This is a genomic window from Paractinoplanes abujensis (assembly GCF_014204895.1).
Classification (GTDB): domain Bacteria; phylum Actinomycetota; class Actinomycetes; order Mycobacteriales; family Micromonosporaceae; genus Actinoplanes; species Actinoplanes abujensis.
Genome location: NZ_JACHMF010000001.1, coordinates 6785592 through 6803016, shown reverse-complemented (window position 1 = coordinate 6803016; position 17425 = coordinate 6785592). Strand labels below are relative to the sequence as shown.

At 69.1% G+C, this 17425-nt stretch carries 15 protein-coding genes and 2 tRNA genes; 15 read left to right on the top strand and 2 right to left on the bottom strand.

The annotated features are described in order from the left end of the window. Window positions 1–5: 5 nt before the first annotated feature. From gnd to BKA14_RS31145, 3 genes are all read left to right on the top strand, one after another. Window positions 6–893, top strand: a complete 888-nt coding sequence (gene gnd, locus BKA14_RS31155) for a phosphogluconate dehydrogenase (NAD(+)-dependent, decarboxylating) (RefSeq protein ID WP_308441596.1) — start codon at window positions 6–8, stop codon at window positions 891–893. A 7-nt stretch (window positions 894–900) separates the two neighbouring features. Further along, window positions 901–2028 carry a DNA replication/repair protein RecF gene (gene recF, locus BKA14_RS31150; protein WP_184954345.1) on the top strand — a complete coding sequence of 376 codons (1128 nt, stop codon included), beginning with the start codon at window positions 901–903 and terminating at the stop codon, window positions 2026–2028. A gap of 544 nt (window positions 2029–2572) precedes the next feature. Next, a complete protein-coding gene (locus BKA14_RS31145; protein WP_184957063.1) occupies window positions 2573–3061 on the top strand; it encodes a DciA family protein in 489 nt (162 codons plus the stop codon). Between the two features lie 156 nt (window positions 3062–3217). On the opposite strand, the gene BKA14_RS31140 is transcribed toward BKA14_RS31145, so the two are convergent. Then, window positions 3218–3784: a hypothetical protein gene (locus tag BKA14_RS31140; protein ID WP_184954344.1), complete on the bottom strand. Its 567-nt coding sequence runs from the start codon at window positions 3782–3784 to the stop codon at window positions 3218–3220. 570 nt (window positions 3785–4354) lie between these two features. Here BKA14_RS31140 and gyrB point away from each other — a divergent pair. The 10 genes from gyrB to BKA14_RS31095 all read left to right on the top strand — a co-directional run bounded on the left by gyrB (window position 4355) and on the right by BKA14_RS31095 (window position 13802). Beyond that, a complete protein-coding gene (gene gyrB / locus BKA14_RS31135) occupies window positions 4355–6304 on the top strand; it encodes a DNA topoisomerase (ATP-hydrolyzing) subunit B (RefSeq protein ID WP_184954343.1) in 1950 nt (649 codons plus the stop codon). Between the two features lie 117 nt (window positions 6305–6421). Then, window positions 6422–8929, top strand: a complete 2508-nt coding sequence (gene gyrA, locus BKA14_RS31130; RefSeq protein ID WP_184954342.1) for a DNA gyrase subunit A — start codon at window positions 6422–6424, stop codon at window positions 8927–8929. 3 nt (window positions 8930–8932) lie between these two features. Continuing rightward, window positions 8933–9814: a DUF3566 domain-containing protein gene (locus BKA14_RS31125; protein WP_184954341.1), complete on the top strand. Its 882-nt coding sequence runs from the start codon at window positions 8933–8935 to the stop codon at window positions 9812–9814. A gap of 78 nt (window positions 9815–9892) precedes the next feature. Next, window positions 9893–9966 (top strand) — tRNA-Ile (locus tag BKA14_RS31120). 190 nt (window positions 9967–10156) lie between these two features. Beyond that, window positions 10157–10285 (top strand): DLW-39 family protein, encoded by a 129-nt coding sequence (locus BKA14_RS43350; RefSeq protein WP_221477358.1) that lies wholly within the window; start codon window positions 10157–10159, stop codon window positions 10283–10285. Between the two features lie 15 nt (window positions 10286–10300). Next, window positions 10301–10373, top strand: a tRNA-Ala gene (locus BKA14_RS31115). Window positions 10374–10511: 138 nt separating this feature from the next. Further along, window positions 10512–11252 carry a DUF6461 domain-containing protein gene (locus tag BKA14_RS31110; protein ID WP_184954340.1) on the top strand — a complete coding sequence of 247 codons (741 nt, stop codon included), beginning with the start codon at window positions 10512–10514 and terminating at the stop codon, window positions 11250–11252. A gap of 52 nt (window positions 11253–11304) precedes the next feature. Further along, complete coding sequence (locus BKA14_RS31105) at window positions 11305–11841, top strand: helix-turn-helix domain-containing protein (RefSeq protein WP_184957062.1); 537 nt, start codon at window positions 11305–11307, stop codon at window positions 11839–11841. Window positions 11842–11981: 140 nt separating this feature from the next. Continuing rightward, a complete protein-coding gene (locus BKA14_RS31100) occupies window positions 11982–13268 on the top strand; it encodes a class I SAM-dependent methyltransferase (RefSeq protein WP_184954339.1) in 1287 nt (428 codons plus the stop codon). A gap of 135 nt (window positions 13269–13403) precedes the next feature. Next, window positions 13404–13802: an NUDIX domain-containing protein gene (locus tag BKA14_RS31095; protein WP_184954338.1), complete on the top strand. Its 399-nt coding sequence runs from the start codon at window positions 13404–13406 to the stop codon at window positions 13800–13802. Between the two features lie 299 nt (window positions 13803–14101). Here the strand turns inward: BKA14_RS31095 and BKA14_RS31090 are convergent, their stop codons facing one another. After that, window positions 14102–16054 (bottom strand): hypothetical protein, encoded by a 1953-nt coding sequence (locus BKA14_RS31090; protein ID WP_184954337.1) that lies wholly within the window; start codon window positions 16052–16054, stop codon window positions 14102–14104. A 314-nt stretch (window positions 16055–16368) separates the two neighbouring features. Between BKA14_RS31090 and BKA14_RS31085 the strand changes: the two genes are divergently transcribed. Both BKA14_RS31085 and BKA14_RS31080 read left to right on the top strand, forming a co-directional pair. Next, a complete protein-coding gene (locus tag BKA14_RS31085) occupies window positions 16369–16842 on the top strand; it encodes an SDR family oxidoreductase (protein WP_239093127.1) in 474 nt (157 codons plus the stop codon). Between the two features lie 18 nt (window positions 16843–16860). After that, complete coding sequence (locus BKA14_RS31080; protein ID WP_184957061.1) at window positions 16861–17412, top strand: YbaK/EbsC family protein; 552 nt, start codon at window positions 16861–16863, stop codon at window positions 17410–17412. Window positions 17413–17425: the final 13 nt, after the last annotated feature.

Sequence of the window (17425 nt, the reverse complement as noted above, 5' to 3'; positions counted from 1 at the left end):
GCTCAATTAGGGGGAACACCATGCAGCTCGGCCTCATCGGTCTCGGCCGAATGGGTGGGAACATGCGCGACCGGATCCGCGCAGCCGGACACGAGGTGGTCGGCTACGACCACCACCCGGAGAACAGCGACGTGGCCAACCTGGCCGAACTGGTCTCGAAGCTCACGGCGCCGCGGGCCATCTGGACCATGGTCCCGGCCGGCAAGATCACCGAGGACGCCATCAACGAGCTCGCCGGGCTGCTCGAGCCGGGCGACATCATCATCGACGGCGGCAACTCCAAGTTCACCGACGACGGCCCGCGGGCCGAGCGTCTCAAGCCCAAGGGCATCAAGTACCTCGACGTCGGCGTTTCCGGTGGCATCTGGGGCAAGGAGAACGGGTACGCCCTCATGGTCGGGGGCGACGCCGAGGACGTGGCGCGCGTTCAGCCGATCTTCGACGCGCTCAAGCCGGCCGGCGAGTTCGGCTTCGCGCACGCCGGCACGCACGGCGCCGGTCACTACGCCAAGATGATCCACAACGGCATCGAGTACGGGATGATGCAGGCGTACGGCGAGGGTTACGAGATCCTCATCGCGTCCGAGCTCGTCCACAACGTGCCCGCCGTGATCAAGAGCTGGCGTGAGGGCTCCGTCGTCAAGTCGTGGCTGCTCGACCTGCTCGACCGGGCGCTCGACGAGGACCCGACGCTCTCCGGCCTCAAGGGTTACGTCGACGACACCGGCGAGGGCCGCTGGACGGTCGACGAGGCCATCCGCCTCGCCGTGCCGGCCCACGTCCTGGCGGCGTCGATCTTCAACCGGTTCGAGTCCCGTCAGGACGACTCGCCCGCGATGAAGGCTGTGGCGGCTCTGCGTCAGCAGTTCGGCGGCCACGCCGTCAAGCGCTGAGGCTCACGTGTACGTACGCCGGGTCGAGCTGACCGACTTCCGTTCCTACGAGCGAGTGGCGGTTGATCTCGACCCCGGCGTGTCCGTGCTGGTCGGCCAGAACGGCATGGGCAAGACCAACCTGATCGAAGCACTGGGCTATGTGGCCACTCTGGACAGTCACCGGGTGGCCACCGACGCTCCGCTCGTCCGGGCCGGCGCGAACTCGGCGGTCATCCGGTGCGCGATCGTCCACGAGGGACGTGAGCTGCTGGTCGAGCTGGAGATCGTGCCCGGCAAGGCGAACCGGGCCCGGCTCAACCGCTCGCCGGTGCGGCGTCCGCGTGAGGTGCTGGGCGCGCTGCGCATGGTGCTGTTCGCTCCGGAAGATCTCGAACTGGTCCGCGGCGACCCCTCCGAACGGCGCCGCTACCTCGACGATCTGCTGGTCGCGCGCCAGCCCCGCTTCGCCGGGGTGCGCTCCGACTACGACCGCGTCGTCAAGCAGCGCAACGCCCTGCTGCGTACGGCATATCTGACCCGCAAGGTCGGCGGGAACCGGGGGCAGGATCTCTCCACGCTGGCCGTGTGGGATCAACATCTCGCCCACCACGGCGCCGAGCTGCTGGCCGGCCGGCTGGAGCTGGCCGCGGCGCTCGGGCCGCATCTGACCAAGGCCTACGACGCGGTCGCGGCCGGGCGCTCCTCGGCGACCATCGCGTACGCGTCCCGGCTGGGCGACAGCCTCACCTCCGACCGCCCCGCCCTCGAACAGGCCCTGCTCGACTCGCTGCAGGAACGGCGCCCGGCCGAGATCGAACGCGGCACCACCCTGGTCGGCCCGCACCGCGACGACCTGACCCTCAACCTGGGCGACCTGCCGGCCAAGGGGTACGCCAGCCACGGCGAGTCCTGGTCGTTCGCGCTGGCCCTGCGCCTGGCCGCGTACGACCTGCTGCGCTCGGACGGCATCGAGCCGGTGCTGGTCCTCGACGACGTCTTCGCCGAACTGGACGGCGGCCGCCGCGACCGGCTGGCCGCCCTGGTCCGGGACGCCGCCCAGCTGCTGGTGACCTGCGCTGTGCCCGAGGACGTGCCCGAAGCCCTGCGCGGCGCCCGCCTCGACGTGACGACGGGATCGGTGACCCGTGCCTGAGTCGTGCCCAGCGAAGACGCGCCGACGGGATCGGTGACCCGTGCCTGAGTCGTCCTCCTCGAAGACGCGCCGACGGAAGTGGTGAGCGGTGCCCAACGACAATGATCGCGAGCGCCACGACGACCTGGTCCGCGAGCGCCACCAGGGCCTGGCCCGGGAACGCCACGCCGACCTGTCCCGCGGCCTGCGCGACGACCTCGTGCGCGAGCAGCGCCCGCCCCGGGCCCGCGGTGACCGCCCCGACGCGCCGTCCACAGCGGAACGGTTTTATCCACAGGCCGACCCCGACGGTGTGGCCCGCCAGGAGCTGGGTGCGGCCGACGACGGCTGGTACGCCGCTGAGGGTGCTCGTGATCGCGACGAGAGGCCCGCAGCGGCTCCTCCGGGGGTCGACCATGGTCGGGGAGGGGTCAGGGACCCTTCGGAAGCGCACGAGAGCTCTCAGGGCGCTGCCGGGTTCCAGGGGTCCGAGGGCGCCGGGAGATCATCGGGCCCGGAGGATGCCGCGGGATCACCGGGCACCGAGGGCGCGGCCGGGCCGCAGCTGGCGCGGGCCGTGCTCGACGCCGCGCTGGCCAAGCGCCGGGAGGCTGCACGCAACCCGCGGCGGCGCGGCGGCGGTCCGGGGGAGGGATCGGGCAAGCGGCTACGCGGTTACTCAGGTCCCGGGCCCGACCCGCGCGACCCCGCACTCTTCGGCGACGTGCTGCAGCGCCTGATGAAGGCCCGCGGCTGGGAGCGACCCAAGGCCGAGGCCACGGTCTTCGGCGCGTGGGAAAAAGTCGTCGGTCCGGACATCGCCAAGCACAGCCGCCCGGTCAAGCTCGACGCCGGCGTGCTGACGGTCGAGGCCGAATCCACCGCCTGGGCCACCCAGCTGCGCCTGCTCGCGGCCACCCTGCTGCGCAACATCGCCAAAGAGGTCGGCCACAACGTGGTCACCAAACTCAACATCCACGGCCCGGCCGCCCCGTCGTGGAGCAAGGGCCCTCGGCGCGTGCAGGGACGCGGTCCCCGCGACACCTACGGCTGAGGCCGTCTGTTCGGGGCGCAACCATTCACGCACGTCGCCCGGGTGGGTTTCGTGTTTTGGACGCGTCAGCGGCCAGCGAATCCCGCCCGGGTCCCCGCGGGAGCGACGGCCAGCACCCACCACCCCGCCGGGACATCGAGATCTTGATGCGAAGCGTCAGTAATCCGCGAAAACCGCGTATCCCCGTTCGGCGCAACGGCGGTAGAAACCCGCCAGGATCGCCAGCTCGGAGCGGGCGAAACTCCAGTGCGGGGCGTTGCCGGCGTCGTCCCGCAGGGCGGACAGGCGCTGGTCGAGCCACCGCAGCTGCTGCTCGGCAAGGCGGCCGGCCGCGACCGCGTTCCGCATGACCCGGGCCACCGTGTCAAAGGTGACCAGGTCTCCGTGCGGCTCGTGGCCCTCGACGAAGCGCTCGAGGCCGCCCGCGATCCAGGCGCAGCCGTCGGGGTCGATCACCGGGTCCTCGTCCTCGGCCGCGGCGTCGGTGGCGTAGAGGACGCCGTCGAGACCCAGCAGAAGGTCGACCAATTCCGTGTACGCCGTGGCGCGCACCGTGCCGGTCTTGGCGATGTGCAGCGCCAGGGCGCCGGTGGGCGCGGCGATGTCGGGCGCGTCGGCGATCGCTCCGAAGTCGACGAACTCGGCGGGAGCCACCGGGTCGTAGTACTGATTCGTGCGCGGCCAGTGCACCGCGACGTTGTCCAGCCCCTTGTCGTGCGCCATGTGGGGCCACCCCTCCTCGACCAGCGTCGCGGCTTTCCGGCCACTACCGGCCCGCGCGGGCAGAGGTTACGACACAAACCCCCGCCGTTGGGAGGCAGTGTCGCAGTGCGTGGCGGCGACCCGCGGAAGGCGCGCCCCAACGACGGGCCGCCGGATCACTTGCCGTTGCGCGGGGCCCCCGCTCCGTGTAGGGGGAGACTCGGGGACGGCCCTCGACGCGTCTGCGGCAATCTCAGGCACCCGGAAGGGGTGCCGCACCCCCGCGAACTCGATTCGGCGGAGTAGAATCGATGGAGACCGGGAAAACCTCGGCATGACGATCACGGTTCGGTCCTCTCGGCGAACTTCTGAGGACGAAACGGACTCGCGTCGTCACGCTACGCGGTTTTTCCAGCCGATCACGATCCGCGGGCCTGCCGCGGCGACCGGCGTGCACGGTTCCACCGGTGGTCCGCTCGCTCCTCCCCGCGGGTTGTCGCCTGTGGCTCACCCTGCGTGCCGCCGCCCGCCGCGCGCCCGCTTACCCCGTGCGGGGCTCGTCAGGGCCTCATCACGAGAAAGTGGCCGAGGGTGGCAGAGAACAAGGAATACGGTGCTGATTCGATCACCGTGCTGGAGGGCCTGGAGGCGGTACGCAAGCGTCCGGGCATGTACATCGGCTCCACCGGCGAACGCGGTCTGCACCACCTCGTCTGGGAGGTCGTCGACAACGCGGTCGACGAGGCGCTGGCCGGTTTCTGCGACACGATCGACGTGGTTCTGCTGTCCGACGGTGGTGTCTCGGTCACCGACAACGGCCGTGGCTTCCCGGTCGACCTGCACCCTAAGCTCAAGAAGCCGGGCGTCGAGGTCGCGCTGACCGTGCTGCACGCCGGCGGCAAGTTCGACGGTAAGGCGTACGCGGTCTCCGGTGGTCTGCACGGTGTCGGCGTGTCGGTCGTGAACGCGCTCTCCAGCAAGATGTTCGTGGAGATCAACAAGTCCGGCAACGTCTACCGGCAGCACTACACGGCCTCCAAGCCCGGCCCGCTCGAGAAGGGCGAGGCCACCGACACCACCGGCTCCATGGTGCAGTTCTGGCCCGACCCGACCGTCTTCGAGACGGTCGAGTTCGACTGGCAGACGATCTATCGCCGCCTGCAGGAGATGGCGTTCCTCAACCGGGGCCTGACCATCAACCTGACCGACCAGCGGGCCGAGTCGGCCGGCGACGACGGCGAGGCGCGCCAGGTCACGTTCATGTACGCGGGGGGCATCGCCGACTTCGTGCGGCACCTCAACGCGACGAAGAGCGCCATCCACAAGACCGTGATCGAGTTCCAGGCCGAGGACAACGAGGCCCGCATGGCGGTCGAGATCGCGATGCAGTGGAACGAGTCCTACGGCGAGTCGGTCTACACCTTCGCCAACCGCATCAACACGCACGAGGGTGGCACCCACGAGGAGGGCTTCCGGGCCGCGCTGACCGGTGTCGTCAACCGCTACGGCAAGGACAAGAAGCTGCTCAAGGGCGACCAGAACCTCTCCGGTGAGGACATCCGCGAGGGCTTGGCCGCGATCATCTCCGTCACCCTGGCCAACCCGCAGTTCGAGGGCCAGACCAAGACGAAGCTCGGCAACACGGACATGAAGAGTTTCGTTCAGAAGGTCGCGAACGAGCAGCTGGCCGACTGGTTCGACCGCAACCCGGCCGAGGCCAAGAGCATCATCACGAAGGCCGACCAGGCGGCCCGGGCCCGCATCGCCGCCCAGCAGGCGCGCAAGTTGGCCCGCCGTAAGTCGCTGCTGGAGTCGGGCTCGATGCCGGGCAAGCTGGCCGACTGCCAGTCGACCGACCCGCGCGAGTCGGAGTTGTTCATCGTCGAGGGCGACTCGGCCGGCGGCTCCGCCAAGCAGGGCCGTAACAGCCGCATCCAGGCCATCCTGCCGATTCGCGGCAAGATCCTGAACGTGGAGAAGGCCCGCATCGACCGGGTGCTGAAGAACAACGAGGTCCAGTCGCTGATCACCGCGCTCGGCACCGGCATCCACGAGGACTTCGACGTCGCCAAGCTGCGCTATCACAAGATCGTGCTGATGGCCGACGCCGACGTCGACGGCCAGCACATCCAGACGCTGCTGCTGACCCTGCTGTTCCGCTTCATGCGGCCGCTGGTCGAGATGGGTCACGTCTACCTGGCCGCCCCGCCGCTCTACAAGATCAAGTGGAACAAGCGCGGCGATGACGCGCAGTATGCGTACTCCGACCGTGAGCGTGACGGTCTGATCGCCCTGCGTCAGCAGAAGAAGGCGAACGCCAAGCCCGACGACATCCAGCGGTTCAAGGGTCTGGGCGAGATGAACTTCCACGAGCTGTGGGACACGACGATGGACCCGGCCACCCGGACGCTACGCCAGGTGACGCTCGACGACGCCGCGGTGGCCGACGAGCTCTTCAGCGTGCTGATGGGTGAGGACGTCGAGGCGCGGCGCTCGTTCATCCAGCGCAACGCCAAGGACGTGCGGTTCCTCGACATCTAGATGGCCGCCCGGGGCCGCTGTATCCACAGCGTCCCCGGGCTTTCCACAACGTTATCCACAGCAGGATGCGTAGTTTTCGCCGTACATGTCTGGTTTTACCTTGAGTAAGGGTTAACAGTGACTGACACTCCCGAAGCGCCCGACGGCGACGAGGCCCCGGACACCGGCGGCGTGGCCCAGCGGGTCGAGCCCGTCGGCCTCGAGGTCGAGATGCAGCGTTCCTACCTCGACTACGCGATGAGCGTGATCGTGGGCCGCGCGCTGCCCGACGTCCGCGACGGTCTCAAGCCCGTACACCGCAAGATCCTCTACGCGATGTACGACTCGGGCTTCCGGCCCGACCGCGGCTACGTCAAGTGCGCCCGCGTCGTCGGCGACGTGATGGGCAACTACCACCCGCACGGCGACTCGTCGATCTACGACGCTCTCGTCCGCATGGGTCAGCCCTGGTCGCTGCGCTACCCGCTGATCGACGGCAACGGCAACTTCGGCTCGCCGGGTAACGACCCGCCGGCGGCCATGCGCTACACCGAGTCGAAGCTCTCGCCTCTCGCCATGGAGATGCTGCGGGACATCGACGAGGACACCGTCGACATGCAGGACAACTACGACGGGCGTACGCAGGAACCGACGATCCTGCCCGCGCGCTTCCCCAACCTGCTGGTCAACGGCTCCGAGGGCATCGCGGTCGGCATGGCCACCAAGATCCCGCCGCACAACCTGCGCGAGATCGCGGGCGCCGTGCAGTGGGTGCTCGACCACCCCGAGGCTGAGGAGCCGGAGACGCTCGAGGCGCTGCTCGAGATCGTCAAGGGTCCCGACTTCCCGACCCACGGGCTCATCGTGGGTCAGCAGGCCATTCAGGACGCGTACCGCACGGGCCGCGGCTCGATCCGCATGCGCGCAGTGGTCGAGATGGAGGAGGACCCGCGCGGCCGGCCGCAGCTGGTCGTCACCGAACTGCCGTACCAGGTCAACCCGGACAACCTCGCCGAGCGCGTGGCCGAGCTGGTCAAGGAGGGCAAGCTCACCGGCATCGCCGACATCAAGGACGAGTCGTCCGGGCGTACGGGAATGCGGTTGATCATCGTCCTCAAGCGGGACGCGGTCGCCAAGGTCGTGCTGAACAACCTCTACAAGCACACCCAGCTGCAGGAGACGTTCGGCGCGAACATGCTGGCGCTGGTCGACGGCGTGCCCCGCACGCTCAACCTGGCCCAGTTCATCCGTTACTACGTCGACCACCAGATCGACGTCATCCGCCGGCGTACGGCCTACCGCCTGCGCAAGGCCGAGGAGCGCGCACACATCCTGCGCGGCCTGGTCAAGGCGCTCGACATGCTGGACGAGGTCATCGCCCTGATCCGGCGATCGCCCACCGTCGAGGACTCCCGCCAGGGCCTGATGCAGCTGCTCGACGTGGACGAGGTGCAGGCCACCGCGATCCTCGACATGCAGCTGCGCCGGTTGGCCGCCCTCGAACGCCAGCGCATCATCGACGAGCTGGCCAAGATCGAGGTCGAGATCGCGGACCTCAAGGACATCCTGGCCAAGCCGGAGCGGCAGCGGGCGATCGTCTCCGAGGAACTCGGCGAGATCGTGCAGAAGTACGGCGACGAGCGTCGTACGCAAATCATCCCGTTCGATGGCGAGGTCTCGATGGAGGACCTCATCACGCGCGAGGACGTTGTGGTGACCATCACACGTACGGGATATGCCAAGCGCACGAAGGTCGATCTGTACCGCTCCCAGAAGCGCGGCGGCAAGGGTGTCAGCGGTGCCACGCTGCGGCAGGACGACATCGTGTCGCACTTCTTCGTGATCTCGACCCACGACTGGATCCTGTTCTTCACGAACAAGGGCCGGGTCTACCGGGCCAAGACGTACGAACTGCCTGAGGCGGCCCGCGTGGCCAAGGGACAGCACGTCGCGAACCTGCTCGCGTTCCAGCCCGACGAGCACATCGCCCAGGTCATCCAGATCCCGAACTACCAGGTGGAGCCCTACCTTGTGCTCGCCACCAAGAATGGTCTCGTGAAGAAGACCCGGCTCGAGGAATTTGACTCCAACCGCAGCGGTGGCATCATCGCCATCAACCTGCGGGAGGACGACGAGTTGGTGGGCGCGACCCTGGCGGCGCCGGAGAACGATCTCCTGCTCGTCTCCAAAAATGCACAGGCGATCCGGTTCAACGCCACCGACGAGGCGCTGCGTCCTATGGGTAGGGCCACCTCGGGCGTCATCGGCATGCGCTTCAGCGGCAGCGACGAGCTCCTGGCCATGGAAGTGGTGCGGGAGGGCATGGATGTGTTGGTCGCCACCAACGGTGGGTATGCGAAACGGACACCGATCGAGGAGTATCCCGTGCAGGGCCGGGGCGGCAAGGGCGTCCTCACCGCGAAGATCACGGAACGTCGTGGTGGACTGGTGGGCGCGCTCGTGATCGACCCGGAGGATGAACTATTTGCCATCACCAGCAATGGTGGTGTCATCCGGACTCCCGTGAAGCCTGTACGGCGCACGCGGGATCGGAACACAATGGGGGTCAAGCTGATGGACCTCCCAGAAGGTGTAACCATCGTGGCGCTTGCTCGCAATGCCGACGAGCCTGACGAACAGGACTAGTTGATGCCGGAGACACAGGCGAAGTCGGGGGCCACGGGAGGCTCGGCGACTCCGAACGAGGCGGCCAAGAAAGACGGCGCCGCCCCGAACGGACGCGACGCCGCGGGCCGCGCGGCTGCCCCCGCCGATGCCCCGGCCACGCCGAAGTTCACCCGGGCGCCGGGCATGGCCCCGCCCCCGGGTGAGCCGCCCGCCGACCAGGACGGCGCCGACTCCAAGCGGCCCGGCGGGGCCGTGAAGGGTTCGGCCAGCGTGCCGACCGTCACCAAGGGCAAAGGCGCGGCCCCCGGCAGCAGCTCGGGCCGGGTCAGCGTGCCGCCGGCGGGCAACAAACCCGGCACCGCGACCGGACCGCAGCAGCGGCCCGGCGGTGACAGCGCCAAAGCGGCGGCCCGTCCGGCCGGCGCGGCCCCCGGCCAGGCCACCGGCTCGGCCGCGGTCGGTGCGGCCCGGGTCACCGAGGCGGTGCGGTCGGCACGGTCCACGGTCACCGGGGCGGCCGCGCGCGGCCCCCGGCGGGCCCGGCTCAACCTCAAGCGGATCGATCCCTGGTCCGTGATGAAGTTCTCGTTCGCCGTGTCTGTGGTGCTCTTCATCGTCGTGGTCGTGGCCACCTCGGTGCTCTACCTCGCGCTCGACGCCATGGGTGTCTGGACCGAGGTCAACACCAGCCTCAAGGAACTGGTGACCGCCACCGGAAGCGAGAACTCGGGCTCCAGCGGCGGCTTCCAGATCACCGCGTGGGGCGTGATCGGCACGTCGATGCTGATCGGGGCGGTCAACGTGGTGCTGTTCACCGCGCTGGCGACCCTCGGGGCGTTCATCTACAACGTCTGCGCCGACCTGGTCGGCGGGGTCGAACTGACCCTGGCCGAGCGCGACTGAGCTTCGCGCGCGGGTCGGGAGCCACCCCCGTTTTGGTGGCTCCCGACCCTGTGCGGTAACCTTCGGTGTCGCACTTGAGGGGCTATAGCTCAGTCGGTTAGAGCGCAGAGCTGATAACTCTGAGGTCGCTGGTTCGATTCCAGCTAGCCCCACGAGCAGCGGGGGCCCTTGCCCGCGTCTGAGTTCGCGAGAGCTCAGGCGGGCTTGGGCCGCTCGTCTATGCTGACTCGGGGGGCCGAGCCCCCTGAACCCCACGTTACGGTGCCCACCCTTTGCGTTTGCATACGGGCCGTAGCTCGTGGCCTGGGGCCCCATCGAAGTTGCGCTCTGGGAGAAGATCTGATGCTCAAGAAGCTTCTGGTTGTCGCTGGTGTTGTGGGGGCGGCTGCGCTTATCTTCAAGAAGGTCAAGGCGTCCAGCGATGAGCGGGCGTTGTGGCACGAGGCCACTACTGCTCCTGACCTGCGTTAGATCTCGCTTGGTTTGGGGGCCCTAGCTCAACTGGCAGAGCACCGCCTTTGCAAGGCGGGGGTTAGGGGTTCAAGTCCCCTGGGCTCCACATACTGATCCCTCCGGGTTACCGGGGGGATTTTTTGTGCTCGCTGCTGCTGGTCGTGTTCGGCGGGCCGTCTGTGTGCGGCACCAGAGGAATGGGACCGGGGTCACAGGGGTGGGGGCCGTTTGATGTACTGGCGCCGTGCGTCGGCGGGTGATGTTGAGTCTGGTGGCTGCGGGGCTGGTGGCGGGGTGTGGGTCGCGAAGCGGCACGCCGTCGGGGCCGGCGTCGGCGTCTTCGGTGCCGTCCGGCGGGCCGTCGATGACGCCGTCGGAAGTGGCGGCTGCCCGGGAAGCGGTGGCTGCCGACTATGCGTGGTTCGAGGGTGTGGCGGACCTACGTAAAGGGTTCTGCTTCGTGTGGGTGCGGGACGTACGGCCGGCGCAGGTGCTCAAGCGAATGGGGGCCAAGGAACTCGAGCGCATCGGGTGGCAGCAGATGGTGGGGGCGGGGGACGGGCAGCGCGGGGCTATCGAGAAGTACTACTTCGGGGTTTCGCGGCTCGATGACGACTGGTCGCTGGTGATCGAGGACAACGGCACGCTCGGCCGGGCGGACGACCTGCTGCGGCCGCTGTCGGAGGGGACGACCCTCGTGTGCCTCTATCGGGCGACCGACGGAAGTGGGAGGTTCCTGCTGCTGGAAGACGGGGCCGCCCAGCTCGAGTTCGACCCGGCGGCGCCGGCTCGCCGCGACGGGGCGCGGGCGGAGTCGCTGGCCCCGGAGATCTCAGCAGCGGGAATCGGTGCTGGTGGCGACGCCACGGCGGGGGCGTTCGCGTTGGCTGAGCGGCTTACCGGCGTGGGGCTGAGCCTGGAGTTGTTGCAGGAACGGACGTATCTGTTCAGTGAGGTCCCAACCGGTCAGCGAAAGAGTCAATAGCCGTTCGGTTGTTGCACAGCGAACGTTGTCGGGCCAACATCCACGTGTGACGATGCGCACGGGCGATCTGCTCACCATCGGTGAAGCCGCGATCCTGCTGAGGTTCTCGCGCCGGCGAGTGCTGGACCTCTGCGCGCGCGGGCTGCTCCCGTACGTCAATATCGGCTCGCATCGACGAGTGCGCCGGGCCGACGTGGAGGCGCTGATTCACCCGGTGCTGACCCGGGACGAACTCGAACAATTGTGGCTGCATCAGGCGATCGCCGCGCGGCTCACCGCCCAGCCGGCCGCGGTACTGGCCACCGCTGAGATCAACATTCGCCGGCTGCGGCGCCTGCACCCGGGCGGCAGCGCATGGGAGTGGCTCGACCGGTGGGAGGTGCTGCTGTCCGGGGAACCGTCGGCGGTGCTGGACGCGCTCACCTCACCCGCCCAGTACGCGGTGCGGCTGCGGTCCGCGTCCCCCTTTGCCGGCGTGCTGTCCGAAAGGGAGCGTCAGGCCGTGCTCGACGCGCTGGCCGAAAGTCGTCGCGATCAGGCCCGGCCCATGCAGCTGGCCAACCTGGAGCGGGTCATGCGAGCGGTCTGACCAGGGGATCTGGCTCATACTTCACGGCTCGTGTCTCGTCGATCACAAACTAGAAAAGAGGCTTATCAAATTCGCCATGGCGGGCGGATAGTGAATCGGTTCCACGTTCGGTCGCGCGATGTTGCGCCCGGGAGGTACCGATGGCAACCACGATCCCCCACTTCACTACGACTGCGGGCAAGCTCCAGGGCGTCCTCGAGGCGCTGTTGCAAACCCCTCTTCCCGTACGGGTGCGAGCCTGGGACGGCTCGACGGCCGGCCCCGCCGAGGCGCCCGTCCTCGTGATCCGTCACCGCCGAGCCCTGCGCCGGCTGATGTGGCAGCCCAACGAACTCGGGCTCGCTCGCGCGTACGTGGCCGGCGAGATCGACGTCGAGGGTGATCTCTACGACGCGCTGACCCGGCTGGCCGCGCTCATCTGGCGGTCGCCCGACATCAAGGACGTCCCGATCCGGTCGGTCGCCGGTGATCTCGTACGCCTCGGCGTGCTCGGCACCCAGCCCAAGCCGCCGCCGGAAGAGATGGTCGTCACCGGCGCCCGGCACAGCAAGCGCCGCGACCGGCAGGCAATCAGCCACCACTACGACGTCGGCAACGACTTCTATCGCCTCGTGCTCGGACCGAGCATGGTGTATTCCTGCGCATATTGGACAGACGACTATGACCTGGCCGATGCCCAGCGCGACAAGCTCGACCTGATCTGCCGCAAACTCGGCCTGCGGCCCGGGCAGCGGCTGCTCGACGTCGGGTGCGGCTGGGGCAGTCTCGCGATCCACGCCGCCCGCGAGTACGGCGTTCAGGTCGTCGGCATCACGCTCTCGACCGAGCAGGCCGAATACGCCCGCAAGCAGGTGGCCGAGGCGGGACTCACCGGGCAGGTCGAGATCCGGGTCGAGGACTATCGGGACCTGGAAGACGGGCCGTACGACGCGATCTCCAGCGTGGGCATGGCCGAGCACGTCGGCACGGCTGTCTACGCCGACTACGCGGCCATCCTGTACGCGCAGCTCAAGCCCGGTGGGCGGCTGCTCAACCACCAGATCTCGCGACTGCATCTGCCACCCGAGCAGCCCCACCGGCAGCGCAGCTTCATTGACGCGTACGTCTTCCCGGACGGTGAACTGGCGCCGGTCGGCACTACGGTCACGCTTCTGGAACAGGCCGGATTCGAGGTCCGCGACGTGCACGCGCTGCGCGAACACTACGGCCGTACGCTGCGGGCCTGGGTTGCGAACCTGGAAGCCTCGTGGCCGGAAGCGGTGCGGCTGACCTCGCCCGGACGGGCCCGGGTGTGGCGGCTCTACATGGCGGCGTCGGCGCTGGCCTTCGAGCAGTCGCGGATCGGCGTCAACCAGGTGCTGGCCGTACGGGATCACCGTGACGGAGCAAGTGACATGCCGCACACGCGGAGTGACTACGCGGTCTGATCCGAATCGGTCTGCCGACCCGACGGTCCTCATCGGTCGGTGTCGCATCCGTTACGGGGGAACGAATGTGGACGTTATCCACAGACGTCGAAGTTGTCATGCGTAACGGGTGCGGCGCCGGTTAGCCTGCGTTGCGTGAGCGAACGAAAACGGGCCGCTGCCGTGATCGTCCGGGACGGCCGCGTACTGATGGTGCATGAGCGCAGTCGGCGATCCGGTGGCGGTGAGTGGTGGACCTTGCCGGGCGGCGGTCTCGAACCGGGGGAGACTGCGGAAGAGGCCGTCCGGCGGGAGGTCTTCGAGGAGACTGGCTTGGTGGTCAGCGATGCCCGCCACGTGCTTGAGATGCCGTACCCGTCGGGCATGACGTCGGTGTTCGCAGTAACGGTGGCCGACGGTGAACCACGCATCGGCTCCGATGACGGCTTCGGGCCGGAACTGCTGGGGTTGGACTGGCTGCCGGCGCCCGAACTACCCATGGAAACGTCGGGCGGCGTTCCCGTGCCGCCGATGATCGTGGTCCTGCCGAGCTGAGCGCGCTTCGGCCTGGGCATTGTCATGGCGTCGGCCTTCCCGAACAGCGGTTCCGAAGGTGACCTCGTCAGGGCGTGGCTGAGGTGTTGGGGCGCCGGCCCCTCGGGGTTGGCGGCGTCCGGGCCTTCGCCTGTGCCGATTGCGCCAGTGCCGACTTGGGAGGTGCGCCATCCGGCTTGGCGGCTGGCGTCTCTGGGATGCGTTCGCTCGCCTGCAGGTGTAAGAAGACCCTCTGAACTGGGGAAAGACGGCCGCCTGTGGATAACTCAGGGCCGCCTGTGGATGGCCGACGACGGATGTCAGACGACGTTGGTAGCTTCTGCGGTGTCGGAGACGCCCGCCAGGATGTGGGAGGCAGGGGCGTGCGCCACCGGCCGATCGTGACCGACGGGGAGGGCCGTCGCTGAGCGATCGTGAGCGGTCAGCGGTTCCGGGGCCTGGTGGCTGTGGACGGTGTGGCTGCGGGAGGCCGGGCGGCCGTGCGTGGCCTGGCCGGGGGAGACCGGACGAGTGTGGCTGCCCGGGGTGCGGGCCGAGGTCGCTGAACGCGTGCCGGTGCCGGTGGTGGCTGCGGCGTGCGTGACGGTTTGGGCGTGCGCCGTCGTGCCGGTGGCGGTTGCCGCGTGCGTGGTGGTCATGGCGTGCGTTGCGGGACCGCTAGTGGGCGCCGCGGTGCCGGTGGCGGATGCGGCGTGCGTGGTGGTCATGGCGTGCGTTGCGGGACCGCTAGTGGGCGCCGCGGTGCCGGTGGCGGATGCGGCGTGCGTGGTGGTCATGGCGTGCGTTGCGGGACCGCTAGTGGGCGCCGCGGTGCCGGTGGCGGATGCGGCGTGCGTGGTGGTCATGGCGTGCGTTGCGGGACCGGTGGTGGGTGCCGCGGTGCCGCTGGTCGCTGCCGCGTGCGGAGCCGTGGTGGTCGCGGCGTGCGTGGTGGTCATGTCGTGGGTTGCGGGACCACTGATGGGTGCGGCGGTGCTGGGAGCCGCTCCCGCGTGCGCAGCGGTGGTGGTTGCGTGCGGGGCGCTGGTGGTTGCGGCGTGCGTTGTGGACACGGCGTGCGTTGCCGGACCGCTGGTGGGTGCGGCGGTGCCGGAGGCTGCTGCCGCGTGCGAGGCGGTGGCAGTTGTGGCGTGCGGAGCGGTGGCAGTTGTGGCATGTGGAGCGGTGGGGATCGCGGTATGTGAAGCGGTGGAGGTTGCGGCGTGCGTGGCGGTTAGGGCGTGCGCGGCCGTGATTGTGGTGGTTTTTGCAGTGGTCTTGGTGGCTGTGGACGCTGCGGTGCGGGGCGGCGTGGCCTGCGGGTCGGTGGGGGCGTGCCGTTCGTGGTGGGCTGCGGCGGACAGTTGCGTGGGGAGGACGTGCGCGGCCGTGGGGGCGTGGCCGATGCCTGCGGGGTGAGGCCGGTGCACGACTGTGCCGACGGCTCGGACGGCGTCGGCTGTGCGGGAAGGCGTGTGCGGGCCGCGGTCCGGTTGGCCCGAATCGCTGAAAACGGCGGTGGAGGTGGGGGAGGGCGGGGAGATCACGCCGAGTTCTGCTGCCGTGGGCAGGTGCTCGTCGGCGGCCGTATGAGCACTTGGGGCGTTCGTGCCGGAGGGCACGGTGCCTCCGTCAGCGACGTCGCTGTTCGCGCTGGATGCGTCGGTGCCTGCGGCGGACGGCGCGGCGTTCCCGTCAGCTGACTCCCCGTCAGTAACCGCCGACTCGGCGCCCAAGATCGGGGCTGCGGCCGGGACGACTTCCGCAGTCGGGACGGCAGCCACCACGGCCGGGACAACCTCGGCGGTGGCGGTCGCGCGCGCCGTCGAGGCGGCGCCGGCGCTTGCGCCACCCCTCGCAGTGACATCCGTGGTCGCAACGGCGGGAGACGCGGCCGCGATGAAGCGGCGCCGTTCGGTAACGAAGTAGCCGCAAGCGGCGGCGTAGGACACGGCCAGAACCAACCCCACGGCCCGAGTAGCCGGCGTGTTCAGGACCAGAATGCTGGCCAGCAAAGCAAGCTCGGCCCATACCCCCAGCAGCACGGCGTTGGTGGTGTCGGAACGGGACCAGCCGGCCGACGACACCCGGCGGGCCTGGCGTTTGATTTCGTCGAGCAGTGAGTGCCCCAGCCCGAGCGCGAGCGCACCCAGCAGCAGGGTCGCCGGCAGGGACTGGTGGTCGCCGCCGACTGTGGCGGCCAGGGCCGTACCGCCGGCCAGTAATGCCAGCCCACTGACGGTTCCGACCCGTCCTGCGCGACGCTCCTTCACACCCTTCGACGGTCGGCAGCGATTGCCAGTTTCTGAGGAAGTGGGCGGGCACCGTCACGACTTCTTGCGCCGGGTCGTCCCTGAGCTCATGACGACGACTCTGGTGACCGGGGCGAGTGGCACCCTCGGATCGGTTCTTGTGCCGCGGCTGAGGGTGGGCGGGCATCATGTCCAACCGGTGAGCCGGCGCGCGAGGGCGGGGTGGGTGACGGCTGACCTGCGTACCGGGGAAGGGTTGGCCGGCGCAGTGGGGCGCCGGGACATTTCCGGTACGTAGCGGCTCGTCGCAGCCGTGCGGGGTCAAAGCCCGGCACTTGCTCTACGTGTCGATCATCGGTGTGGACCGGGTTCCGTTGAAGCACTACCGGGCCAAGCTGGCCACCGAGAAGATCGTGGAGGGCTCGGGAATCCCGTACACGATCTTGCGGGTGTCGCAGTTTTATCCCTTCGCGGTGACGCTGCTGGAGAGGTCGTCGCGGCTGGGGCCGGTGGTCGTCGATCCGGCGTTCCTGGCCCAGCCGGTGGACGTGGCGGATGTGGCGGGTCGGATCGCCGGGCTTCTCGATGAGGGGCCGGCGCGCGGGACGCTGGAGTTCGCCGGGCCGCGGATCATGAACTTCGGTGAGGCGGCGGCGACGTGGCTGGCGGCGCGGGGTGACCGGCGGCGGGTGGTGCGGCTGCGGGTGCCCGGCAAGGTGGCGCGGGCGATGCGGGACGGTGAGCTGACCACGACGGCGACTCCGACCGGGACCCGTACGTGGGAGGACTACCTGGCGGCCCGGTATTGAGCAAGGATGGCGAGCGTGATGGGAACCCTGAAGCTCGAGCCCGCCCAGTCCCGCGTCGACCTGCTGGGCACACCGGTCGCCAAGGCCTTGACCGTCTGGCCGGAGGATGCGCCGATCGACGCGGACCAGGTGCTGGTGGCCCCGATCGACGCCGAGCTGGCCGACACCGCAGCGTTCTGCGAGGCGTACGACGTGGCGTTGGACGTCTCGGCGAACTGCGTGATCGTGGCGGGCAAGCGGGACGGCGAGACCCGGTACGCCGCATGCATCGTGCTGGCCACCACGCGGGCCGACGTGAACGGGGTGGTGCGGCGGCGCCTGGATGTTCGCAAGGCCAGCTTCGCGCCGATGGACGATGCGGTGCGGCTGACCGGCATGGAGTACGGCGGCATCACGCCGATCGGGCTGCCCGCCGACTGGCCCATCCTGGTCGACGCCCGAGTGGCCGCGGCGCCGCACGTGATCGTGGGTTCCGGCGTACGGCACAGCAAGATTGCCATTGCCGGGCCTGCACTGGGTGCCCTGCCGGGAGCCGAGGTCGTCGAGGATCTGGCCAAGCCGATCGGCTGAGAGCTACACCGGT